General features: G+C 33.3%; 21 protein-coding genes. 19 read left to right on the top strand and 2 right to left on the bottom strand.

Translation table 11 applies throughout. The features are described from left to right. Positions 1-8: 8 nt before the first annotated feature. The 19 genes from wecC to ACY2RS_RS04525 all read left to right on the top strand — a co-directional run bounded on the left by wecC (position 9) and on the right by ACY2RS_RS04525 (position 24,838). Positions 9-1,220, top strand: coding sequence for a UDP-N-acetyl-D-mannosamine dehydrogenase (wecC, locus tag ACY2RS_RS04615; protein ID WP_490097441.1), 1,212 nt, complete (start codon positions 9-11; stop codon positions 1,218-1,220). Between the two features lie 89 nt (positions 1,221-1,309). Further along, positions 1,310-2,575, top strand: a complete 1,266-nt coding sequence (locus ACY2RS_RS04610) for an oligosaccharide flippase family protein (RefSeq protein ID WP_490097440.1) — start codon at positions 1,310-1,312, stop codon at positions 2,573-2,575. Between the two features lie 3 nt (positions 2,576-2,578). Further along, positions 2,579-3,562 carry a sulfotransferase family protein gene (locus ACY2RS_RS04605; RefSeq protein ID WP_490097439.1) on the top strand — a complete coding sequence of 328 codons (984 nt, stop codon included), beginning with the start codon at positions 2,579-2,581 and terminating at the stop codon, positions 3,560-3,562. Positions 3,563-3,592: 30 nt separating this feature from the next. Beyond that, positions 3,593-4,891 (top strand): glycosyltransferase, encoded by a 1,299-nt coding sequence (locus tag ACY2RS_RS04600; protein ID WP_490097438.1) that lies wholly within the window; start codon positions 3,593-3,595, stop codon positions 4,889-4,891. Next, positions 4,888-6,138 carry an O-antigen ligase family protein gene (locus tag ACY2RS_RS04595; RefSeq protein WP_490097437.1) on the top strand — a complete coding sequence of 417 codons (1,251 nt, stop codon included), beginning with the start codon at positions 4,888-4,890 and terminating at the stop codon, positions 6,136-6,138. Before ACY2RS_RS04600 ends, ACY2RS_RS04595 begins: the two co-directional genes overlap by 4 nt. 44 nt (positions 6,139-6,182) lie before the next feature. Further along, a complete protein-coding gene (locus tag ACY2RS_RS04590) occupies positions 6,183-7,556 on the top strand; it encodes a phenylacetate--CoA ligase family protein (RefSeq protein ID WP_490097436.1) in 1,374 nt (457 codons plus the stop codon). Positions 7,557-7,584: 28 nt separating this feature from the next. After that, on the top strand, positions 7,585-8,745 hold the full coding sequence (locus ACY2RS_RS04585; protein ID WP_490097435.1) for a glycosyltransferase family 4 protein: 1,161 nt from the start codon (positions 7,585-7,587) through the stop codon (positions 8,743-8,745). Between the two features lie 12 nt (positions 8,746-8,757). After that, positions 8,758-9,363 (top strand): sugar transferase, encoded by a 606-nt coding sequence (locus tag ACY2RS_RS04580; RefSeq protein ID WP_490097434.1) that lies wholly within the window; start codon positions 8,758-8,760, stop codon positions 9,361-9,363. Beyond that, positions 9,360-9,974 carry an acetyltransferase gene (locus ACY2RS_RS04575; protein WP_490097433.1) on the top strand — a complete coding sequence of 205 codons (615 nt, stop codon included), beginning with the start codon at positions 9,360-9,362 and terminating at the stop codon, positions 9,972-9,974. Before ACY2RS_RS04580 ends, ACY2RS_RS04575 begins: the two co-directional genes overlap by 4 nt. Before the next feature lies 1 nt (position 9,975). Beyond that, positions 9,976-11,109, top strand: a complete 1,134-nt coding sequence (locus tag ACY2RS_RS04570) for a DegT/DnrJ/EryC1/StrS family aminotransferase (RefSeq protein ID WP_490097432.1) — start codon at positions 9,976-9,978, stop codon at positions 11,107-11,109. Positions 11,110-11,144: 35 nt separating this feature from the next. Continuing rightward, the gene (locus ACY2RS_RS04565; protein ID WP_490097431.1) at positions 11,145-13,088 is read left to right on the top strand and encodes a polysaccharide biosynthesis protein; all 1,944 of its coding nucleotides are present in this window, start codon (positions 11,145-11,147) and stop codon (positions 13,086-13,088) included. 102 nt (positions 13,089-13,190) lie between these two features. Continuing rightward, positions 13,191-13,949, top strand: coding sequence for a polysaccharide biosynthesis/export family protein (locus ACY2RS_RS04560; protein ID WP_490097430.1), 759 nt, complete (start codon positions 13,191-13,193; stop codon positions 13,947-13,949). Positions 13,950-13,955: 6 nt separating this feature from the next. Further along, entirely contained in the window at positions 13,956-16,325 is a 2,370-nt protein-coding gene (locus ACY2RS_RS04555; RefSeq protein WP_490097429.1) for a GumC family protein, read from the top strand. Positions 16,326-16,327: 2 nt separating this feature from the next. After that, positions 16,328-17,611, top strand: a complete 1,284-nt coding sequence (locus ACY2RS_RS04550) for a capsule assembly Wzi family protein (RefSeq protein ID WP_490097428.1) — start codon at positions 16,328-16,330, stop codon at positions 17,609-17,611. 17 nt (positions 17,612-17,628) lie between these two features. Continuing rightward, the gene (locus ACY2RS_RS04545) at positions 17,629-19,188 is read left to right on the top strand and encodes an NAD(P)/FAD-dependent oxidoreductase (RefSeq protein ID WP_490097427.1); all 1,560 of its coding nucleotides are present in this window, start codon (positions 17,629-17,631) and stop codon (positions 19,186-19,188) included. A 64-nt stretch (positions 19,189-19,252) separates the two neighbouring features. Beyond that, positions 19,253-19,711, top strand: coding sequence for a COG2426 family protein (locus tag ACY2RS_RS04540; RefSeq protein WP_490097426.1), 459 nt, complete (start codon positions 19,253-19,255; stop codon positions 19,709-19,711). Between the two features lie 114 nt (positions 19,712-19,825). After that, the gene (locus tag ACY2RS_RS04535) at positions 19,826-20,245 is read left to right on the top strand and encodes a response regulator (RefSeq protein WP_490097425.1); all 420 of its coding nucleotides are present in this window, start codon (positions 19,826-19,828) and stop codon (positions 20,243-20,245) included. Between the two features lie 22 nt (positions 20,246-20,267). After that, positions 20,268-22,979, top strand: coding sequence for a TonB-dependent receptor (locus tag ACY2RS_RS04530; protein WP_490097424.1), 2,712 nt, complete (start codon positions 20,268-20,270; stop codon positions 22,977-22,979). Continuing rightward, positions 22,979-24,838, top strand: a complete 1,860-nt coding sequence (locus ACY2RS_RS04525; protein ID WP_490097423.1) for a YfiR/HmsC family protein — start codon at positions 22,979-22,981, stop codon at positions 24,836-24,838. Before ACY2RS_RS04530 ends, ACY2RS_RS04525 begins: the two co-directional genes overlap by 1 nt. A 3-nt stretch (positions 24,839-24,841) precedes the next feature. On the opposite strand, the gene ACY2RS_RS04520 is transcribed toward ACY2RS_RS04525, so the two are convergent. Then, a complete protein-coding gene (locus tag ACY2RS_RS04520) occupies positions 24,842-25,009 on the bottom strand; it encodes a hypothetical protein (protein WP_490097422.1) in 168 nt (55 codons plus the stop codon). Between the two features lie 132 nt (positions 25,010-25,141). After that, positions 25,142-25,924, bottom strand: a complete 783-nt coding sequence (locus tag ACY2RS_RS04515) for a CPBP family intramembrane glutamic endopeptidase (protein ID WP_490097421.1) — start codon at positions 25,922-25,924, stop codon at positions 25,142-25,144. Positions 25,925-26,027: the final 103 nt, after the last annotated feature.

Here is a 26,027-nt window from a genome sequence, read left to right as displayed (position 1 = left end):
TACATTGAATGAAAAATAATGCAGAGGTAGTAATGATTGGATTAGGGTATATTGGTTTACCAACTGCCGCACTTATTGCTCAAAATGGAACACATGTTCATGGTGTTGATATTAACCCTAAGGTTGTAGATACAATCAACGCAGGTAAAATTCATATTGTTGAACCATCATTAGACGAAGCAGTAGCATCTGCTGTAGCAAATGGATATTTAAAAGCATCGACAACAGCCGTTGAAGCAAATACCTATATAATCGTTGTTCCAACACCATTCAAAGGAAATCATGAACCAGATATTTCATTTGTACAAGCAGCTACGAGTGCAATAGTACCTTTATTAAAAAAAGGCGATTTATATATCATTGAGTCTACATCTCCAGTAGGTACTACCGAAAAAATGGAGGCTTTTATTTATGAACAACGCCCAGAATTAAAAGATGCAATTCACATAGCGTATTGCCCAGAGCGTGTATTGCCAGGAAATGTGATGCATGAACTGGTGTATAATGACCGTGTTATTGGTGGTGTTACAGAAGAGGCTACTGAAGTTGCACTTGCTTTTTATAAAAAGTATGTAAAAGGGGACTTACATAAAACGAATGCGCGTACTGCTGAAATGTGTAAGCTTGTAGAAAATTCATCTAGAGATGTACAAATTGCATTTGCTAATGAGCTTTCTTTAATTTGTGATAAAGCAGATATTAATGTTTGGGAGCTTATTAATTTGGCGAACAAACATCCTAGAGTAAATATTTTACAACCAGGTTGTGGTGTAGGAGGTCATTGTATAGCAGTAGATCCATATTTTATTGTAAGTGATTACCCTAAAGAATCACAAATTATTGGGAAGGCTCGTGAGATTAATAATTATAAGTCTTTTTGGTGCGCAGAAAAAATTCAAAATGAAAAGTTGAAATTTGAATTAAATAATGGGTATAAACCAACAATAGCTTTAATGGGGCTTGCTTTTAAGCCGAATATTGATGATTTAAGAGAGTCTCCTGCTAAATACATCGCTCAAAAAGTATTACAAAGTGATAATAATGGTGCATATTTTATTGTAGAGCCTAATATTGAAGATCATAAAGTTTTTAAGTTAACTTCTTATGAAGAAGCTGCAAAAAAGGCAGATATTATTGCTTTTTTAGTTGCTCATGATCAATTTAAATCTATTGATACTACAGGAAAAATTGTATTAGACTTTTGTGGCATTAAAAAATAGCTGCAGGGAATCTCTGTGTTGCTTAAAAGCACAAACAGAATTATATATAATCACTCTTTTGTTTAGAGTTTAAATTGTAGTAATAGGTTTTGAACTTTAAAAAAATATTTAAATCTGAGTTTGCAGTAAATGCTGCTACTTTAATGACTGGTACTACAATTTCTCAGGCAATACCTCTTGCAGTAACTCCAATATTAACTAGAATTTACACTCCAGATGATTTTGGAGTCCTTGCTTTGTTTTTATCTATAACTGCTATAACGGGAATTATTGCTACTTGGCGTTATGAAATGGCTATTATGCTTCCAAAAAAGGAAGATGAGGCCTTAAATATAGTATACCTATCTGTTTTTTTAAGTTTTTGTACAGCATTAGTATTACTCTTAATTGTGTTGTTTTTTAATAATCAAATTGTTGCATTATTAGATGAGCCAAGGATTAGTTTTTGGCTTTATTTTACTCCTGTCTCTGTATTTTTGGTTGGTGTCTTTAATGCTTTAAATTATTACAATGTTCGTGTAAAGAATTTCAAAGGGGTATCTGTTTCTTTGGTGTCAAAATCTGTTGGGCAATCTAGTGCTCAAGTTCTTATTGGATTCCTGAAAACTGGAGCTACTGGACTTATTATAGGCCAGATTGTATCTTATTTTTCAGGAAATTTTTTACTGCTAAAAAAGTTAAGAGAAAAACATTCTATTAAAGATACCATTGATAAGAAATTGATACGTGAAATGGCGTATGCGTATAAGAGATTCCCGAAGCTAACATTGCCAGCGAACTTGATGAATTCTATTTCTTTAAATGGGGTTAACTTTTTTATCTCTACTGTTTTTTCAACGTTTATTTTAGGACATTATTCTTTAGCAAGCAGAATGCTAGGACTTCCTTCAAGAGTTTTAGGAGGAAGTATAGGTCAAGTTTATTTTCAAAAGATTGCAGAGCGTAAGAATAATGATAAAGATGTCTCTGCTGTTTTTTCAAAAACATTAAAACGATTAGTCTTAATGGCTTTTCCTATTTTTACAATTGCATTCTTTCTTGCTGAGCCAGTGTTTACTTTTGTTTTTGGTGAAACTTGGGTCTTGGCAGGACAGTATGCAAAAATTATTGTTCCACTTGCAGGAATTCGATTTGTTGCTAGTGCACTTTCATCTACACTGCATGTATATGAAAGACAAGATTTAACCCTTGTTATTCAAGCAACCCAAGTGATTACTTTGTTTGCTGTTTTTGGGGTAGCATATTATTTTCAATTTGAGTTTTATGACACCCTATTACTTTATTCTTTTGTATATAGTTTAGAATATGCCATCTTTGTAGCTATATACAGATATGTTATTAAAATTAATTCATAATATATGTCAATAATTATTGGAGGCTCAGGTAGTTCTGGCTCTACAATGCTCATAAGAAAATTGAGTACACACCCAAATGTTTTTAGTGGTGATGAGATAAATTTCTTTAATAAAGAACAGTTATTTGAAAATTGGGAGAAAAACAAAATGAAAATACTTCCATATTTGCCATATTTTTCAACAAAAGGATGGCAAGTATATAGAAGAAGTGCTTTGTTTCGTGATGAGTATCCATGGACAAAATCTGAAGTAAAAACTTTATTGAAAAAGTCGAAAACAATAAATGAGTTTTCTGATGCATATTTTAATAGGCCCTTAAAAGAAAAAGGAGCGTCTATTTGGATAGAAAAGACTCCTTCCAATTGCTACTCTTTTAAACACTTTTTAGATCAATATCCAGAGGGAAAAGTAGTTCATATTGCTAGAAATCCATTAGATAGCGCTGCGTCAATGTATAATAAAGATCCTCGTGTTTTTTACGCAGTAGGGACCTGGCTTTATAATAATGCTGCTGCATTACAGGTGGCAGATAGTGATCGTTATTATTTAGTGAAGTACGAGGATTTAGTTTATGATACCGATGCAACATTTAAAAAGCTTTGCGATTTTATAGGCATTAAAAATGATGAACTAAAATTAGATACGGCAAGCACAGAAAAGCATATTGAATCATGGAGCAATAGTCCTTTCGGTAAAATCTCTGCATCTTCTATGGGGAAATTTAAGAAAATTGACCCTAGCATTCAAGATGAAATTTATACTGCATTTGATAGTATTAAAATTTCAGAAGCACACTGTAAAGCAAAGAATTTTGTCTATGATGATTTTCAAAAAGTATGCAAAAAACTTGGGTATGATGATGTATTAGAACCGAAAGCAGATTTGGTTCCAGCATTAAAGAAGATATTAAAGAAGGATAAATGGACTCGTACTTGGAAAAAGTATGAAACTGGAGGAGATTTTTATCCAATCGAAATTAAAAAATAACAAACCTATTATTACTTTATTTCCTACACAATGAAAAAAAAGGTGTTACTTATATCTTATACCTATCCTCCTTCAAATACGCCTGCGGCACAGCGCCCATATGCATTGGCGAAATTTTTGGATAAGGACAGATTTGATGTAACCGTATTTACCTGTGAAAATGCAGATAGTTCTTTGGGTTTTGACACCACTTTCGATAGTAATTTAGAGGAAGTACACTTGATAAAAACAAATGCATTTATTGGAAGTAATGCCTCAAATTTAAGAGCAAAGAAAACAACAGCAAAAAAGAGAAAGGGACTAGCTTCAATAATTAAATCAGTACTGGTATCCATACTTTCAAAAGCAATTGTTACAGACAAGGCTATGTTCTGGGTGCCATCAGTTAAAAAGTACATTCGCAAAAACGAAAATGTTTTTAAAGAGTTTGATGTAGTGCTCAGTACCTCACCTTTATTCACAAACCAGATTTTGGGTGCGTTTTTTAAAAGGAAATTTCCTAATGTGCAATGGATTGCAGACGTACGTGATTTTCACTACACTGCAAACACTAATGGAGCTGGTAAAGTGCAAACATGGTTTAAGAGGAAATATGAAAAACAAACTATAGAAAAAGCCGATACGCTTCTTTTTGTAACATCTGCGATGAAAAATTTATATGCAGAAGCCTATCCAAAGTATAGCCACAAAATGAATGTTGTGTATAATGGAGTTGATGTAGAGGATTTTAAAGAATATGAAACTTCTCCCTTAAAGTCAAGCAAAATGTCTATATTCTATGGTGGTAGTTTTTATAATGGGTTACGATCACCGCATCTCTTATTACAACTTATAGACAGAGCACTTTCAGAAAATAATTTGAATGATTCAGATTTTGAAATAAAAATTGCAGGAAATATAGACGGACAAACTGTGGAAGCTATTAAAAAATATAATTGTTTTTCTTCCATAACTTTTTTAGGACAATTACCTAGAAAAGAAGTTTTAGAGATAACTACCAACACAACTTTATTGTGGATGATAGAAGCAAATAAACTAAGCCATAATGCAAGTGTCCCTCTCAAGTTGTTTGAGTATATAGCTGCCAAGAGGCCTATTATAAATTTTGCCCCTCCAACTTCTGAAGCAACTGCGATTATTAATGAAAATGAATTAGGTTGGAATTTTAATATTCTGCAAAAAGAAGTAGAAACAAATTATCAGATTTTTTGTTCTATTATTTCGGCATTTAAAAATGGTGAACTACAAAATCCTTTATCTGGAAAAGCGCTCCAAAAGTATAGTCGTAAAGATCAAACTAGCATTGTTCAAAATTTAATTGAAATTTGAAAAAATATTTTTTTATCATATTTGTTTTTTTGTCATTTATCACTCAAACTATAGCTGAGCCTGGTACAAATTCAATTTTATCTAGACTTACCTTTTCTGATATATTTGGTGCATTAGGACTGTTGTTTAGTATAAATGCTCTTATCCAGGGTTTTCTTACATCTATTGAAATTTCAAAAATTTATCAAACGGGGTTTATTCTTGTAGTTACCTTTTTCTTACCGATTATTTTTTCTTATAACATTCAAGCAACACTGATTGAATGTCTTATTTTATTTTTTCTGTTGTTGATTTCGATTGTAATTTTTCAGTACTTCAAAGATAATTTATTAGATGTGCTATTTCCTTTAATAATGGTTACAGTTATTATTGCATCTATTCTTGGTTTTTATGATTTAGGAGCGAGTGTTTTAGGGTTTCAGCGATTGTTTCCAGGGCGTGCAGATGGAGAAGCACTGTCGGGTTTCAGAAATGCAGGTCAAGCAGGAGCATATTATTTGGTCATGTTATCAATACTTATTCCGTTACGTTTTTCAAAATTATATGGGTTACTTTCGAAAAGAAATAGAACTATTTTGAACGCATCTTTAATGGTATCATTAGTGTTTATGTTCTTAACGGGAAAGATTGCTGCTTATGTTGGTTTAGTTTTTGGAGTTTTGTTTTTTGTTTTTTACAAGCGAAATGCAAAAGTAATACTCTCCGTTACTACTGCTTGTATTTTACTTTCTTTTGTATGGATTAATATTGAAAGTATTATGCCAGATACCTACAATAGGATACAGTCTAAATATAAATCAAGAGTAGAAGCCAACATAAATAATACGTCCGATAATGACTTCTTTGCAAGAAACTTTGGTGCAGCACTACAGGCATTTGAAGACAGACCAGTTATTGGAACAGGTATAGGCGCATTTTATGGCTCTTACTCTAAACACGAAGTTCATAGTACATATCTCAAATTGTTGGGAGAGACAGGGCTCATAGGGACCTTTGGTTATTTAGTGTTTATTTTTTCTTTTGTTGGACTTTATCGTATTAGAAAAGAAAAGTTTACAAATCCATATGCAGATTATCTAGCTACCATGTTTCCTTTTTTATTAGGTTGTTTTATTAGTTGGAGTTATACCTATCACATAAGAAAAAGAGAGTTTTGGATTTTAGTAAGTCTCGTATTAATTGTAAATTATTGTGCAAAACAATATCAGTTACATTCACAAAAAAAACCTTTAGAACTTGAATCATAAATGCTTTTAAAGGTGTTTTGTTTACGATAAATTCTTGTATATCAATGAAATTTCAGAAAGTATTTAATTATAGCCCAATTATTATTCAAAATCTTATGATTTCTGTATTCAATATTCTTGCATACAAAAAGCGATATGGTAGATTGTATAAAAAGAAAATTGAGACCTATAAAACAAATAGGGAGTGTACCTTAGAAGAATTAAAAAATATTCAAGCAGAAAAGTTTTCTAAACTATTGCAACATGCTAAAGAAAATACCATTTACTATAAAAATGAATATAATAAAATTCAAAACTTTAGCATAGATCATTTACAAGAAATCCCAATCTTATCTAAAGCTACTCTAAAGAAACGTGTAGAAGAGTTTTATTCAATTCCGAAACATGAAGGAGTACTTTCTAAAACAGGGGGTACTACAGGAAAGTCTCTAGAAGTGGTCTTTACTGAAGATAATTTTCAGGATCGCTTTGCTATGTTGGATGATTTTAGAAATAGATTCGGTTATGCATTAGGAAAAAAAACGGCTTGGTTATCTGGGAAATCTTTTTTGACAAAAAAAGATTTAAAAAATAATAGATTTTGGAAAACTGATTATTATCACAAAGTTCGCTACTATTCTACATTTCACATCAAAGATGCATTTTTGGGATATTTTGTAGAAAATTTAATCGCATATAAACCAGAATTTATTTCAGGATTTCCTACTGCGATTGCTGCCATTGCAACCTACGGTCTAAAGAATAATGTGACGTTTCCTGTAGGCGCTGTTACTGCAATTTTTACCACTTCTGAAACACTAACGCCCCATATGAGAGAAGTAATTCAAAAGTTTTTTAAGGCACCTGTATATAACCAGTATTCTGCTTCTGAAGGGGCACCGTTTATTTTTGAGTGTAAAAACCATAGCTTGCATGTGGAAATGCAATCTGGTATTCTTGAGGTTCTTGATAACAATAATATTCCGGCTAAAGAGGGAAGATTGGTTGTTACCTCTTTCACATCTTATGGGACACCTCTTATTCGTTATGACATTGGCGATGCGATAGCATTAAGTGACGAAGTTTGTGATTGTGGGAACAATAATCCTCTTGTGAGAGAAATATTTGGTAGAGATGATGATTATGTATACTCACCGGAAAATGGGAAAATTCATCTCACAAATATCGCAAATTCTATAAAAGATGTAAAGGGAATTGGTAAAATGCAAATTATCCAAGAAAAATTAAATACTTTACTTTTTTTGGTTGAAGATGATGGAGGGTTTAATGAGAAGTCAAAGAAGCTAATGCTTCGAAATTGGCGTGAACGAGTAGGGGAAAATATGGATTTAACCATTGAGGTTGTAACAAGCATCCCTACAGAAAAAAGCGGAAAATTTAGAATAATAAAGAATAATATTAAGCATCTAGTACCATAATGTACACATATACTTTTAGATTATTTAAATGCAAGAACCTAAACTAATTCGAATTACTACAATTCCCCTTTCATTAGAAAAACTGTTGGAAGGGCAGCTTCGTTTTATGAGCAATCATTTTAATGTGATTGCAATTTCAGCAGAAAAAGAACGCCTCGAAAAGTATGGTAAAGAAGAAGGTGTAGCTACCTATCATATTAAACTTACAAGAAAGATTACTCCGCTAGCAGATCTAAGATCTGTGTATCAACTTTATAAATTTTTGCGTAAAGAGAAACCAACTATTATTCATTCTCATACACCAAAAGCAGGAATTGTTGGTATGTTAGCTGCTTATTTTGCTAAAGTTCCTATAAGGCTTCACACAGTTGCTGGTTTGCCATTAATGGAAACTGTAGGTGTTAAAAGAAAAATACTAAATAGCGTTGAAAAATTAACATATCGATGCGCAACTAAAGTGTATCCTAATTCTACTGGTTTGTACGATTTTATCATAAAAGAAAAGTTTATCACTCCAGAAAAATTAAAAGTTTTAGGAAAAGGTAGTACTAACGGTATTGATGTTAGTTATTTCGATCCTTCAATGTTTTCCTCTGAAATGTTAACAAAAACCAGAGGGTCTTGGGAAATTCCTGAAAATGATTTTGTTTTTGTGTTAGTAGGCAGAATGGTTCGTGATAAAGGAGTACATGAATTGATTGGAGCATTTTTGGGATTACATAAAAAAAACAGTAATATTAGTCTTCTTCTTGTAGGACCCTTTGAAGATGAATTAGATCCTTTGTCCCCATCTATTAAAGAAGCTATAGTGTCTCATAAAAAAATAATACACACGGGCTTTCAAAAAGATGTTAGGCCATTCCTAGCCTTAAGTAATGCATTAGTGTTACCGAGCTATCGAGAAGGATTTCCAAATGTTGTTATGCAAGCAGGCGCAATGGGATTACCTTCTATTGTTTCTAATATCAATGGTTGTAATGAAATTATTACTAATAATCATAATGGTATGATTATACCAGTTAAAGATGAAAAAGCTACTTTGCTTGCCATGACAGAACTTTTAGAAAATACATCTTTATATGCCACATTAACAAATAATGCTAGAAACCACATTGTAGAAAATTATAGCAGAGATGAAATGTGGCAGTATTTATTAAGCGAATATAAAGTTTTGCAAGCAAAGCTTTAATATATTTGCAGCGTGTATAGAACAATTGTCAAATCCTTTTTAGATATCTTGGTTGCTTGTTTTGTTTTTATTACAATAAGCCCAATTTTTATTTTAGTCACTGTTTTTTTGTTGTTTGCAAACAATGGAAAGCCCTTTTTTTTTCAAAAGAGACCCGGAAAAAATGGGACTATTTTTACCATTATGAAGTTTAAGACAATGAATGATAAAAAGGATGCTTCTGGACACCTTTTGTCAGATGAAGAAAGACTTACAAATATTGGCTCCTTTGTTAGAACAACTTCTTTTGATGAAATCCCACAATTACTAAACGTAATCAGGGGAGATATGAGTTTTGTAGGACCAAGACCATTATTACCAGAATACCTTCCTTTATATACCGATACACAGAAGAGACGTCATGAAGTAAAACCAGGTATCACTGGTTGGGCTCAAGTAATGGGTAGAAATGCCATAAGTTGGGAAAAGAAGTTTGAATTAGACGTCTGGTATGTGGAGCATCAATCGCTATTCTTGGACATTAAAATTCTTTTTAAAACCGTAAAGAAAGTTGTTTTTAAGGAAGATATCAATACAGAAGGCGTAGCCACAACAAAACCATTTACTGGAAGCAAATGAAAGAAATTCAAATTTTTGGAGCAGGCGGGCATAGTTATGCCGTCATTGAACTCATAAAGTCTTTAAACGAATACACTCCTTTAAAGGTTCTTGATGATGCTCCAAAAACATCACATATTTTAGGAGTTCCAGTTTCGTTATCTTCTGAAATATTAGAAAATATTCCTATGGTTATTTCAATCGGAAACAATAAAATTAGGAAGGAAATTTCAGAAAAAAACAAGGAAACAAAAATATTGTTTCCTTCCTTTGTTCATTCATCTGCTGTTGTTTATCCTTCTGCTTCCATGGGGAAAGGAACTGTCGTTTTTCCCAATAGTGTAGTTGATGCTGATGCCTATCTTGGAGATTTTTGTATTATTAATAATAATGCGACAGTGTCTCACAATGCTCGCATTGGAAATTTTGCACACATTGCTATTCAAGCTTCAGTGGCGGGTAACGTAAGTATTGGAGAGGGTACCCTAATTGGCGCGGGAAGCATTGTGCTCCCAGAAATTAACATTGGGAACTGGGTAACCATTGGCGCAGGTACTGTGGTTACTAAAGATATACCAGACAATGCAGTAGTGTATGGTAATCCTGCAAAAATTATACGATTTAATTTATAATATGAGTACAACAAAAATTTGGCTGTCGTCTCCACATATGGGAGGTACAGAAAGAAACTACGTAAATGATGCGTTTGACACCAATTGGGTAGCCCCTTTAGGACCCAATGTAAATGGTTTTGAGAAGGATATAGAATCATATCTCGATAATGGTGTACATGTAGCCGCGTTAAGTACTGGAACAGCAGCACTTCATCTTGGTTTGATTTTACTTGGTGTTACAAATGGTGACGAAGTTTTATGTCAAAGCATGACATTCTCTGCCTCGGCAAATCCAATAGTCTATCAAGGTGCTACACCAATTTTTATTGATAGTGAGGAAACTACTTGGAATATGTGCCCCATTCATCTAGAAAATGCCATAAAAGATAGGTTAGCAAAGGGTAAGAAACCTAAAGCCATTGTTGCTGTGCATTTATATGGTATGCCCTATGATGTTGATGCTATAACAGAAATTTCAAAAAAATATGCGATTCCTGTTCTTGAAGATAGTGCGGAGGCACTAGGAAGTTCATACAAAGGCAAGAAATGTGGAACTTTTGGGGATATTAGTATTTTGTCTTTTAACGGAAATAAAATAATTACCACTTCTGGTGGTGGAGCCCTAGTTTCTAAAGATCAAGATATTCGTGATAAAGCGATCTTTTTGGCAACTCAGGCAAGAGATAATGCGCCTCATTATCAACATAGTCATATTGGCTATAACTATAGAATGAGCAATGTCACTGCTGGTATTGGAAGAGGACAAATGGAAGTTTTAGATAAACATGTTGGGTTACGAAGAGATATGAATTCTTTTTACAAAGAACTATTTAAAGATATAGATGGAATTACGGTCTTTACCGAACCTTCTTCAGATAGCTATTCAAACCATTGGCTTTCTTGTATTTTGGTTGATAGCTCAATTACGGGTTATACTTCAGAGGAACTTAGGTTGGCTTTGGATGGTCATAATATAGAGTCTAGACCTTTATGGAAGCCCATGCACTTGCAGCCAGTTTTTAAAGCTGCACTTTATTTTGGTAGTGATGTTAGTGAATCACTATTCAAAAATGGACTTTGTTTGCCTTCAGGAAGTAATTTAACAAGTGCTGATAGCAATAGAATAGCAACTGTTGTGCGAAATTTCTCGTAGATAATGTATATTTGTTTTTTTAAACTAGCGGACTATTGAAATATTTTGACTCACTGTTTTCTAAGCTTTATACTGGAGACAATAAACTTAAAATTCTTGATCAACGATACCTCCCAAGATGGATTGTAGTTGTTATAGATACTTTGGTCTGTGCATTGTCACTTGCGCTAGTTTATTTCTTATTGCTAGGCACTCCAGTTTTTTTTAGTGAATATGTTTCTATCCCTACCCAAGCACTTTTGTTGCTTGGAGTAAATCTATTATATTTCTTTGTTTTTAAGACCTATTCTGGAATTATAAGGCATTCTACATTTACTGATATTCTTAAATTAGCTTTTTCTGCCTCTGCAACTGCCGCAACAATAATTGTATTTAATCTAGTATATTCTGTTATTACTGATAATAAAGTGTATACATATACTCAGGTCCTCTTGTATATGCTTATTTCTTTTACACTCTTATTCTTGTTTAGGGTAGTTGTAAAAGAAGTATATCAAGTACTAAAAAAAGGAGCTCAAGGTATTCTAAAGAAGAGAGTTGCTATTGTAGGAGCAGATGACCATACCATTTCATTAGGAAAAGCACTCACTACAGAATCTAATATGCCATTCAAGTTAGTTGGTTTTCTAACTGAGAAAAAGATGTCTAAACAGTATAAAATTCTTGGAAAACCAGTGATTCCAATAAATAATAACTTTACAGAACTTGTAAATCGGTATGATATTCAAGGAATATTAGTCATCAGCGAATCTCTTTCTGTAAAAGATAAAAATAAAATTGTAGAGGCAAGCCTTCAAAACAACATAGAAATATTTAACGTACCACTTCTTGAACAATGGAATAAAAAAGAAGATATTCGAAGCCAAATAAAACCTATTGAAATTGAAGATTTATTAGAGAGAGATCCTATTTCCATAGAAGATGAATTAATCAAGAAAGATTTAGATGGTAAAACAGTATTAGTTACTGGAGGTGCTGGTTCTATTGGTAGTGAAATTGTTAGACAAATAGCTGGGTTTAATCCTAAGTTAATTGTTATTCTAGATCAAGCGGAATCTGCATTGCATGAATTAGAACTTTATTTGCAGAGTAATTATCCAAACTTAAACTTTATTACAGAGCTAGCAAATATTAGTAACATGTATCGTATGGAGTTGCTATTCAACAAATACGACTTTAATACCGTGTACCATGCTGCTGCATACAAACATGTCCCTTTAATAGAACGAAATCCTCATGAAGCCGTTTATGTAAATATTTTGGGTACTGTTAATTTAGCTGTGCTTTCTGTTAGTAATAACATTGACCGATTTGTAATGGTCTCTACAGACAAAGCTGTGAATCCTACCAACGTAATGGGAGCCTCAAAGCGTGTAGCAGAAATGTATGTTCAGTCACTTCAAATAAAAGAGAAAACCAATACTCGTTTTATTACTACGCGCTTCGGAAATGTTCTTGGGTCAAACGGTTCTGTAATTCCACATTTTAGAAGACAAATCGCCGAAGGTGGTCCTGTAACAGTGACACATAAGGATATTATACGCTATTTTATGACCATACCTGAAGCATGCCAATTGGTCTTGCAGGCGGGGACCATGGGGTCTGGAGGAGAAATTTTCGTTTTTGATATGGGGAAACCTATAAAGATTCTTGATATGGCAGAACGTATGATAAAACTTTCGGGATTAGAGCCATATGAAGATATAGATATTAAAATTACTGGATTGCGCCCTGGAGAGAAATTATATGAAGAATTATTAAATGATACTTCTACTTCACTACCTACTCATCATCCAAAAATCATGATTTCTAAAGTCCCAACCATCCCTTTTGAGACTATTAATCAAAAAATTAAAGCGATCATAAAAACGGCTACACGTCGTAAGGATAAAGAAGTGGTGATGTTGTTAAAGGATTTAGTGCCAGAATATAAGAGCGAGAACTCTCAGTTTGAAGTCCTAGACATTGAGAAAGACTAAATTTCTACATTTTAAATTAGATGATTAATTTAAATTATCTATTAATTAAAGCCTTATATATTGGTTGAAGGCATTATATTTGCACGATTCTAAAATAAAAAAATGAAACATAGCATCCTATTTCTTGTAGTTGTACTCACCTTATTTTCTTGCGCTACAAAAAAAGAAATAATTTATTTTCAAGACTTAGAAAATCAAAACCAAAAAGAGATTGAAACTCCTTTTGAACCTATCATTGAGCCTAACGATATTCTATATATTTCTGTTTCATCTTTGAACCCCGAAGTAGTAGCTCCTTTTATAAAAAAATCAAAAGAAGAGTCTGGTGTTAACAGTAATAGAAACCCCGGTTTAGATGGATATTTGGTAACATCCGAAGGAATGATTCGTTTTCCAGTAATTGGTGATATTTCAGTAGCTGGAAATACGCGTAGTGAAGTTGTTGTAAAATTGCGAGAAGCACTTTCGGTACATGTTAAAGATGTGGTTGTGGATGTAAGAATCATGAATTTTGATATCACAATACTGGGTGAAGTTACAAATCCTGGGGTGTATACTATCGAGGATGAACGTGTTACCTTACTTGAAGCAATAGCACTAGCAGGAGATTTAACAGATGATGGAAAAAGATCTACTATTAAAGTAATTCGTGAAAATAATGGCAAACGCCTCGTTCAAAATATAGACTTTACGAGCTCAGAATTTTTCAACAGTGATTTTTATTATCTTAAGCAAAATGATGTCGTGGTTGTAAACCCATCTCTTAAAGGAGTAAAGCGATCTGGTTTTATTCCAGATGTACCAGCATTAATCTCACTTTTTACGGTAATATTAAGTTCAATAATCATCATTACAAGATAATATAGAATGAGTAATTTATCATCATTTAGAGAAGTTAAGGAACAATCTATTAAAGATCTTATTGAGCAATATTCAAAATATTGGTATCTATTTCTTATAGGTTTAATAATTGCTCTATCAGGAGCATTTATTTATTTGCGATATGCTCAAAGGACTTATAAAACAAGTACCACAATCATCATAAAAGATGAAAAGAAAGGTGGTGCTGCAGAATTAGCTGGATTTTCAGAATTGGCATATTTCTCTTCTGCGTTTTCTGATAAAATTGAAAGTGAATTAGTAGTACTTAGGTCTAAAACACTTATCGCAAATGCTGTCAAAGAACTAAATTTAAACGTACGTTATTTTTATGACGGGTCCATTAAATCTGCCGAGCTTTATAATATAAAGCCAATTAAAGTTTCCTATCTAATTGTAAATAAAGAAGGAGCATCGGTTCCAGAGATTTCTATAACTCCTATTTCAGACATTTCTTATACACTTGTAATTGGAGCATCTAAAACAGCTGAAACCTATAATTTTGGAGATGTTGTAACACTACCTTTTGGTAGCATTACGGTACTACCTAACCAAGAAAACAAAAATAAATTTGTCGAATTTATAAACAAAAAAATTCGTGTAAATTATATTCCAATAAACGCTGCTGCTGCCTATTTTCAGGGTAAATTAGAGATATTACACGACGGTAAGAATGGGGAAGTTGTATTGTTATCAATGAATTCGGCAATACCTTTAAAATCAGAACATTTTTTAGATGAACTAATATTTCAGTATAACCAAGATGCCATAAATGACAGAAGCCAAATTGCACAAAAAACATCAAGGTTTATTGACTCTAGGTTGCAAATAATTACCAAAGAGCTAGATTCGGTAGAAAAAAACAAAGAAGAATTTAAAAGCTCTAACAGGCTTACAGATATAGAAGCTGAAGCACAACTAGTGTTACAGAGTTCAAATGAATTTGATCGAAGACAAGTTGATATTGCAACGCAACTAGAGATTGTAAACTCAATGGTTGATTATATGGACAATACAGGTGAAACTGAGTTGCTTCCTTCAGATATTGGTTTAAATGCCGAAGGAGTTTCTGGAGCTGTATCCACCTATAACGAACTGGTTTTAGAACGTAATAAATTATTACAAACTGCAACAGATCAAAATCCTATTGTTAAAAATTTAAACGTTCAAGTTAGACAATTAAGACAAACGATTTCTCAAAGTCTAAAACACCAACAAAGTTCTTTTAAAACAACATTGAGAGATTTAAATTATCAAGAAAGCAAGCTTAATTCAAAGCTATCTAAAGTGCCTACTCAAGAAAAATTATTCAGAAGTATTGTTAGGCAACAAAATATTAAAGAGCAATTATACTTGTTCTTATTACAACAACGTGAAGAGACCAATATTTCATTAGCGGTAACTTCATCTAAAGCAAAAATAGTAGACCCTGCCTACAGTGGTGAAACGCCTATTACCCCAAAAAGGAATATTATTTATATAATGGCTGCTGCTGTGGGGCTTTTAATACCATTCTTATTGGTGTATTTATTCAATTTATTAAATACTAAAATTTCTAATAGAAGAGATGTTTTAAAGGTGCATTCAAAAACTCCACTAATTGGTGAAGTTCCAAAACTAAGTAGAGGAGAAAATGAGTTAGTGCAAAAGAACGATCACAGTATTTTGGCGGAATCTTTTAGAATTTTAAGAACAAACCTTCAATATTTACTAGTTGATAAAGACAATAAGGGAGAGCAAAACAAAAAAATATTCGTGACTTCAACCATAAAAGGTGAAGGAAAAACGTTTGTTGCCTTTAACTTAGCATTGACATTGGCACTTACTGGAAAACGTGTTGTTTTGGTTGGAGCTGATATTAGAAATCCACAACTACATAGATATCTTCCTAACGAGTATAAAACAAAAGTTGGTTTAACTGAATTTATCGTCGATAGTTCAATAGATTATAATGACCTCGTAGTTCAAAGTGAATATGATGCTAACTTAAGCATTGTAATGTCTGGAGTGATACCTCCAAACCCAGCAGAATTATTAATGCAACCTAGAGTTGAAGAATTTTTTGATAGTATCGAACAAGATTTCGATTATGTGATTGTAGATACTGCTCCTTCAATGCTTGTAACAGATACGATTTTACTTAATAAGTTAGCGAACATAACCTTGTATGTGATTCGAGCTAACTACACTGATAAAAAGTTATTAGAATTTTCTCATGATGCTATCAAGGATGGAAGATTATCTAATGTATCCCTAATTCTTAATAATGTAACCTTAAGTAATTTTGGATACGGAAATAAATACGGATATACCTATACTGCAGAGAAGAAGACTTTTTGGCAAAAACTATTTAACTAATAATGTCTAAAAATCACCTGTTTATAGCGGCACTACTTTGTAGTTTTAATATGTTTTCTCAAAAATTTAATTTTGAGGGAGAAGCTATTCTTACAGGTGCTTTAGCGTCACAAGATTCCATTCCATTTTGGTTTCATTCAAATACCAATGCTAGAGTTGCAGCCAGAACAAATGCCTCTGTTGCCCTAGGAGGGCGCGCAGCATATCAAATATCAGAAAATGCATCTATCGATGCAGGAGGACTCTTTTACTATAGAGATGGTGTTTTAGTAGATGATTTTCAACGACAAAATTTGTTTGTAAAATTCACAAATAACTGGCTCAAAGTTACTGCAGGAGCTGAAGCTCCAGAAGTGATTGCAGAAGGTTTGTCTACTACGAATAAAAACTTCTTATGGTCTGGAGATGCAAGACCCTTAACAGGATTGCGCATCGAAGCAAATAATCCCTTAAAGCTTTTTAAAGGGGTTGCACTTGATTGGGGAATCGCACATTATTTTTTAAATGATGACAGAGCGGTAGATGATGCATGGGTGCATTATAAAAGGTTTGGAATACACTGGAAAATAAATAACAACAATAGAGTATATGCTAGATTACAGCATTATGCTATGTGGGCAGGTACTTCTTCTCGAGGCGTTGAAGAAAGAGACTTTATTGATGTCTTTGTTGCAAAACAAACCGGTGATAGAAATAATGCATTAGGAAATCATTTGGGGTCTTATTTGTTAGATTATTATTGGAATTCTAACTTCGGAAATTTTAACTTCTACCACGAGCACCCTTTTGAAGATGGTTCTGGAACACGATTGGCAAATTTTCCAGATGGAATATGGGGCATACAGTATAGTCCAAAAAACAATTCCATCTTTAGATCATTTTTGTACGAGTATATTGATACAACCGATCAAAGTGGAGATGGTGGTGCCTCTGGAAAAGATAGTTATTTCAATAATAAAATCTACAGTAGTGGTTGGTACTATGAAGGTCAAAATATTGGACTCCCTTTCCTGATAGTAAGAATTAACTCAAGAGTTAAAGCACATCATTTTGGGGTAAACGCTACGTATCAAAAATTTGATTTTACTGTAAAAACTACCTATCTTCAAAATAGGGGTACTTTTTTTGAGACCCTACAATATATAGGTGATTCTTTTTATACATACGCTAGAACTACTTATTCTCTTGATACATACGGTTCTCTATCGTTATTATTAGGTTATGATGTAAACGATATTACTAGCGACACTTTTGGAGCTGGATTCGAATATCGCATCAAAATCTAGATTCATATACTTTTTTTATGGCTACACTGCTTCAAATTTCAATTCTTCCAAGACAGCAAGAAGACGAAGCGTATATTTTGGAATGTGCTCTAGAGAAGGCAAAACTAAGACGAAACGATATAAGTGATTGGCGCATACGCAAACGATCCATAGATGCTCGTAGGACTCCCATAAAAATCAACTTGCAAATAGAATTGTGGGCAGCTAATGAAACTCGTTCCATAATTCCACCTTTTATTCCTAAGGATGTTTCTAATGCCAAAGAGATTGCAATCGTTGGAGCTGGTCCTGCTGGACTATATGCAGCATTAAGAGCTGTAGAAGCAGGTTTAAAGCCCATTGTCTTTGAACGAGGAAAAGATGTTAGAGAACGACGAAGAGACTTAGCTGCAATTAACAAGGAACAAACGGTTAACCCAGAATCAAACTATTGTTTTGGTGAAGGAGGTGCTGGAACCTATAGTGATGGTAAATTATATACTCGAAGTAAAAAAAGAGGGAATGTATTAAAGGCCATAGAATGGTTTGTTCATTTTGGAGCTGATCCAGATATTTTGGTAGATGCGCATCCACACATTGGAACTAATAAACTGCCCAAGATCATTACTGCTATGCGGGAAGCTATTATTGAAGCAGGTGGTGAAGTTCATTTTAATTCTAAACTAACCGATGTTTTTGTAAAGAACAACGCGATCACTGGAATTGAAATTAACACAAAGTCGGGGTATAATTTTTCCGAAGTTATTCTCGCTACAGGCCATTCGGCTCGAGATATTTTTTACTTATTGCATAAAAATAACATTGCAATAGAAGCAAAACCATTTGCCCTTGGTGTGCGCGTTGAACACCAACAAGAATTAATAGATACTATTCAATATCACGGAGACGGTGAAAACCCTTATTTGCCGCCTGCATCTTATGCATTGGTACAACAGGTAGACGGACTTGGGGTATATTCTTTTTGTATGTGTCCGGGAGGAATCATTGCTCCTTGCGCTACGTCACAAGAAGAAGTGGTGACCAATGGATGGAGTCCAAGCAAACGAAATAATCCATACGCAAACTCTGGTATTGTGGTAAGTGTTGCTCCTCAAGATGTACCAAATTATACCAAAGATGATCCTTTTGTGTGTTTAGACTTTCAAAAAGAAGTGGAACGTTCTTGTTGGGAAGCAGCAGGAAAAACACAGCGTGTGCCAGCCCAAAGAATGATAGATTTTGTAGAAGGAAAGGTGTCAAAAGATTTTCCAAAAACTTCCTATCAACCAGGTATTGTAGCAGTAGATTTAAATAAGGTCTTACCCGAATTAATAGCAAAACGTTTGCAGAAGGCGTTCAAGGCATTTGGAAAGAAAATGAAGGGATATTACACAAACGACGCTGTGTTGCATGCTCCAGAAAGTAGAACTTCTTCTCCCATATTAATACCACGCACAAAAGATACGCTAGAACATATCACTACTAAAGGCTTGTATCCTTGCGGAGAAGGAGCTGGTTATGCTGGTGGGATTATTTCTGCAGCAATCGATGGTATTAATTGTGTAGATGCAATTGTGGAAAAGCTAAAAATCTCATAAAAAAACCTTTTATGAAACATTACCGAAAGGGAAGCGTTATCTTTGCTTACCCAAATAACCTCCTTTGATTAAAGATAGCATCATAGCATTTTTGTGGAGTATTTCACCCTTTGGAGAAGCCAAAGTAGGAATACCGTATGGCATATTTAAAGATTTGAATATGTTTTGGGTACTCTTTATTTGCCTTGTCGCAAACATTTTAGTATTTCCCATCATGATGTTTTTTTTAGAACATATTAATCGAAATTTATTGCGTTGGCATCCCTACAAGAAAATGGCACTTTGGATTGCTAGGAGGGCAAAAACTGGTTCTGGAGATAAAATTAAGAAGTATGGTTTTTGGGGATTAATTTTCTTTGTGATGATTCCTTTACCTGGAACAGGTGTCTATGCTGGAAGTATTGCGGCTTATATTTTTAAAATTGAGCGCAAAACCGCCTTTGCAGCAAACGTGATTGGTATCTTCTTTTCTTCTGTGATTGTTTGGGTTACTACAATTTTAGCCTATAAAGGGTTAGCGTAGTGCAATGTATTTAAACCTATTTTATTGCACTTAAGCGAAAGCAGGTAGTTTACATTTCTTACTTTTAAGCGATCTCTTTTGTAAGTCTTTTCCTTAGGCTATCTTGCGGGAATAATGAAAAATAAGATACATTTTGTGTTGCTTATTGATGATGATAAAGCAACAAATTTTTTTAATTCTATTATGATTGGAAAACATAATAGCTTTGAAGAAGTACAACATGTTCAAAGCGGTTATGCGGCAATTGAATACCTGAAAAAAGTTGCATTAGGGAATGCTACTTGTCCTGATTTAATTTTTTTGGATATAAATATGCCTGGCATGAATGGTTGGGATTTTTTAACCCAATTTGATCTTATAAAATCAACAATTCCCAAAGAGATTAAAATTGTATTATTGTCTACCTCTTCTGATCCTGATGAAGTTAGAAAATCGATGGTAGATTATACCGTAGATGATTTTATCTGTAAACCTCTTTCTAAGTCTTTACTAACTACTGTTGCAAAAAATCACTTTGAATTAGAAATGCATTAGTCCTCAAACAATAACAATCCCCATGTTGCCAAATACTCTATTTGATAAAATAACTGTTCTATTTTTTTTAATTTTTCTTACAACAAGTTTCGGACAAGATAGAGCTACCGTTACTGGTACTGTTACAGATCAATTTGGTAGTCTTCCAGGTGCTATTATAAGTATTGAAGGATCAACTATTACTACCACTACCGATGTAAATGGACTTTACACACTCGAAGTGGATGAAGGAAATTATGTTATAAACGCAAGTTTTGTAATGTATAATAGCGATGCTAAAGAAGTAGCTGTTAAGGTGGGAGAGACCGCTATATTAGATTTTAGGTTAGAAACTGGGTTTTCAATAGATCAGCCTGTGGGTATTGGAACGAGAGGTAAACCTACTTCAAGTTTAAAAACGTCTTCTCCCGTAGATATTATTTCTCCTCAATTATTAGAAAATGCTACTGGTATGGAGTTAAGCACTGTATTACATTATTTGGCTCCTTCATTTCATTCTACAAAACAAACTATTTCTGATGGAACCGACCATATTGATCCAGCCACTTTAAGAGGATTAGGGCCAGATCAAGTATTAGTGTTAGTCAATGGGAAAAGACGTCACAATAGTTCTTTATTAAATGTAAATGGTACAGTAGGAAGAGGAAGCGTAGGAACAGATTTTAATGCCATTCCGTTGGCTACAATTGAACGCATTGAAATTTTGAGAGAGGGTGCCACTTCTCAATATGGTTCTGATGCTATTGCTGGTGTTATAAATATTATACTCAAAAAACAAACAGAAGTCATTGATATTGATAATAGAGTTCTTATCAATAGTACTGGTGACGGTTTTGAGAATTACTCCTCTGGTAATTTTGGTTTAAAACTAGGAGCAAATGGTTTTCTTAATGTTACTGCAGAATACAGAAATAGAAAAGCAACAAATAGAGCAGGAGATTATACAGGGCATGTATATACAGAGGACCCAATTTTAGACGAGCAATTAATTAGTGAAAATGGTTTTTTTGAGCAGACAGGTTATGAAGATAGACAGGTCATGGAAATTGGAAATGCCGAGACTCAAAACTTAGCACTATATTTTAACGGTGAATTTAATATGTCACCTTCTGCTACTATATACTTACATGGAGGTAGAAACTATCGAGAGGGAAATGCAAAAGGATTTTACAGATTACCAAAAGATGAAGACAGAGTAGTGTTAGACTTATTTCCAAATGGTTTCTCTCCAGAAATATTAACTGATATTCAAGATGATGCTGTTGTTTTAGGTATTAAAGGGGTGAAAAATAAGTTTAATATAGATTTTAGCCATACTATTGGAGCCAACAAAATTGATTATACAATTAACAATTCTAACAATGCATCCCTAGGAGTAACTTCCCCAAGAACTTTTTATTCTGGAGGCTTTGTATACCATCAAAACACAACAAATCTTGATATTTCAAGACCTCTTAATTATTTTAAAGGAGTAAACTTAGCTTTTGGTGCCGAATTGCGAGTTGAAAATTATGAAATTATCGCTGGAGAGGAGGCGTCTTATGTAAATGGAGGAGCTACTTACATTGATGAAAACGGAGTAGAACAACCTCGTATTCCAGGTGCTCAAGTATTTCCTGGAATTCAGCCTGAAAATGAATTAAATAGATTTAGAACAAACTCTGCAGGTTATGTAGATATTGATGCAAACATTACAGATAATTTGCTGTTTCGTCTCGGTGGGCGCTATGAATCATCAAACGATTTTGGAAGTCAAGGTGTTTATAAAATAGCAAGTAGATATAGAATAAATAAAGATATTAGTGTGAGAGGGGCTTTTTCTAAAGGATTTAGAGCACCTTCACTACATCAAGTGTATTTTCAAAATATAAGTACTCAATTTATTAATGGTGAAATAGTTCAAGTAGGAACTTTTAATAATGAAAGTGCTGTTGCTAGTGAGGCATTTGGTATTGATAAGCTTCGAGCTGAAATATCAAAACATTTCAGTCTTGGTTTTAATGGAAAACTAGGAAGTAAGTTTACATTTAGTTTGGACTACTATTATATTAAAATTAAAGATCGAATTGTACTTTCTGGAAGATTTTCAGAGGGCTATGAGGATATTTTAGAGCCTTTTAATGTAGGAGCTGCTCAGTTCTTCACAAACGCAATAGATTCAAGAACTACGGGTCAAGATTTCTCCATTAATTACAAAGAAATGTTTGGTGCTGGCGAATTGAATGCTTCATTGGCTGGGAATTTTACTAAGACGAAAGTAGTTGGCGATATTAATACATCTTCAACCTTGATAGGACAAGAACAGGCATTATTTAGTAGAGAAGATATCGCTAGGGTAGAACAAGCACAACCCAATTTTAAACTGAACTCTATCGTATCTTATGAGTGGAATAAATACAGAATACAGCTCAATAATACTTATTTTGGAGAAGTAACCTACTTACATCCAGATGACGGAAATCCAGATAACTGGGTGCTAAATTCATATACTGGTAATGTTGAAAGTAGAGACCAAACATTTTCTCCAAAACTTCTTACTGATCTTTCGGCAAATTATCATTTTAGCGATAATGTAATTGCAACCATTGGCGGAAATAATATTTTTAATGTGTATCCAGACACACACACACATGAGGCTAATACCAGTAGTGGTAATTTTGTATACAGTAGGCGTGTACAGCAGTTCGGAGTTAGTGGTGCCAACTTTTTCTTAAAGCTATTATTGCGACTCTAATGAAAAATACATCCCCATTATATTTCAGCATTAGAAAAACTATCGTGTTGCTCTTTTTATGTTTTGGTATTTTAAGTAATGCCCAAAATGTAGATCCACAAATAGAAAGATTACAACGTGCAATTTTTATCTTTAATTTGTCCCAACAAGTAGTAGGTTATACTCCAGCTAACAAAGAAAAAATTACTATTGGTGTCTTAGGCGCAGATAGAACTAGTATAGATTTAAAGGCATTAGCTCAAAAGCGAACCATTTCTGGTTTTCCTGTTTCTATTGTTTCGTTTCAGAAAGTGAAGGATATTGAAGCCATAGATATTTTGTATGTGCATGAGAAATTTAATTTTGATAGTTCCTACATTTTAAACACAATTAAGGGCAAACAAATATTGTTAATCACAGAAGAGTACGCTTACAATGTCTCTATGATTAATATTGTAGGAGTTGGTGCTGGCTTTGAATACGAAATAAATGAAGACAAACTGCGTAATGAAAACTTTAATTTTGCTCCATCCTTAAAGCAAAACGCGATCTCTTCTTCTGAAAAATGGAAAAGACTTTTTAAAGAATCACAAAGTTTATTAGAAATAGAACAACAGGAAGTTCTTAAAAAAGAGGCAGAAATCTCTAAGAAGGATACATTTATTGAAACACAGCGCAACACGCTTTATACAATAAATGATACCCTTTTAAAGCAAAAAGGAACGATACAAAAGACACAAGAGTTACTTGCCAGACAAGGAGATTCTATTACTAAACTATGGACTTTAAATGAAATTCAATCACAAAAGTATGAAGATAAAGTACTTCTTGAAGCTGCATTAGAAAAACAGATTGCATCTCAAATTAGTTTTTTAAAACAGCAACAAAATGAAATTTCTAAAAAGACGAATGTCTTAAGACAACAGGAATACAGTATTGAAATTCAGGATCTTAAAATTGAAGAACAGCAAAAAGTCTTAGCGTCACAAAAAAAAACCATTAATACGCAACGTACTGTAGTTTTCCTATTGTGTTTAATTGCTGCTCTTTTAATGGGGATTGCGTATCTATTTTATTCTAACTATAAGAAGAAGAAAAAACTTAGCGAAACATTGGTGTCTACCAATGAGACGATAGAGGCACAAGCAAAAGAATTATCATATAAAAATAAAGAACTGGAACAGTTTGCATATATAGCAAGTCACGATTTAAAGGAGCCTATCAATACTATTTCTAGCCTGATTGGTATGCTAGATGAAGATCAAGAAGCTAATTTTAGTGATATTACAAAGCAGAGTTTTACATATATTAATGATTCTATAGTACGGATGCGCGCATTAATAGATGCGCTTTTACAGCATTCAAAAATAGGGGTTGCTCAGCAAAAGGAATCTGTAGATTGTAATCTAGTTTTACAATCAATTACAAAAGATATTCATAGACTTATTGAAGATTCTGGAGCAATTCTAGAAATAGATAGATTGCCTACCATACATGCTTCTTCTGTCGAAATTAGACTTGTATTCCAAAACTTAATTGTCAATGCTATAAAGTTTAGAAATGCGTCAAAACAGCCTAAAATAAAGGTTACAAGCAAAATGATTTTTCATCCAAAAAAAGAGGGGTACACAATGTGGCAGTTTTCTATCTCCGATAATGGGATTGGTATTGCTAAGCAGTATCAAGAAAAGATTTTTGCGATATTTCAACGCTTACATAACAAAGAAGACTTTGAAGGAACAGGTATAGGTCTAGCGCATTGTAAAAAAATAATTAATGCGCATGAAGGAACCATATGGGTTACTTCTAAAGAAGGAGCGGGAAGTACTTTTTATTTCACGATACCTATAGAAGGGCAAGGTGATACTCTTTATCCTTAATTATTAGCTCTTCTCTTCGGAAATTTTAGAAGCGTTTATTTTTGCATTTAATTCTTTAAGTTTTTCTTTTCTAAGCGCTTTCTCCTTGGCTAATTTACTCTTTTTCTGCGCCATGAGTTTAGAGTGTTTCGCTTTGTTATTACCATTTTTTATTTTCCCTTTTTTTGACATACTACCTTCTTAATTAAAACGAATGATGTTTGTTATGACGGTTTTGTATCATCCTTCGAAACTTAGATGCTCTAGCTAAAGTACTTAAAATATGCAAATTTGGCTTTCATGCATATAATATTCCTTTAGAAATTAAATAGGCTTTTTTAGGAACAGTGATTTTCTATTTACTGTGAGTTGTTTTCCTTTTCTTTTTTTGTAAAGTATGGTAAGAATAAGTACCAATGCTATGGTTATGAATCGAAAAACGTTAGAATATATTCCACCAAGTGCGTTGTCACTCACTGAGAATAATTCCCAAGCTAAATTCATTAACATGTGTAGAAAAATAGGAACCCAAATATTGAAATTCCATTCTGCATATACCCAGGCAAATAAAATACCACCCAAAAAAGTAATTAAAAATATACCCAGCAACTCATTAATTTCTTGGCTTTGATACAAATGCAGGGAACCGAAATAAAGGGCTCCAAACAATACAGAAGGTATAAATCCAAGTTTTGTGTATCTAAAAGGCAATCCAAATAAAAATCCTCTAAAATAAAGTTCTTCGAAAAAACCAGCAGAAACAACACTAATCAAAATTGTATTTAATTTGATGTTTGAATTAAACTCAAAGACAAAACTAAATCCTATATAAATTGGGACTGTACAAATTATAGCAAATAGAAATCCTTTTAGAACTGATTGGTCTAATCCTAACTTTTGAAAGAAATCTGTGTTTCTATGAATCAAAAAAGTTCCAATGAATAAAGGAATCCCGGTGATTAAATAGGTTAGTATGTGACTAATTCCAAGGTGGTTTGTAGTATCAAAGAGCCAATTTCTCAGGTCTTTGAATAACATGTCATCAAAAATAAAATATAGTCCGAATGTGATTGCGATGCTTAGTAAAACTTTGGCTGATTTATTCATGTATATATTCAAATTTCGGTGCTATGTACATAGACGCACTTTTTGAATACATGGTTGCCTGAAGATGCATTTGGCTATATTACAAATGACTAGCAACCCACAA

It is taken from the genome of Patiriisocius sp. 208BN25-11 (assembly GCF_058147145.1).
This window is presented reverse-complemented; position numbering and strand designations above follow the sequence as displayed.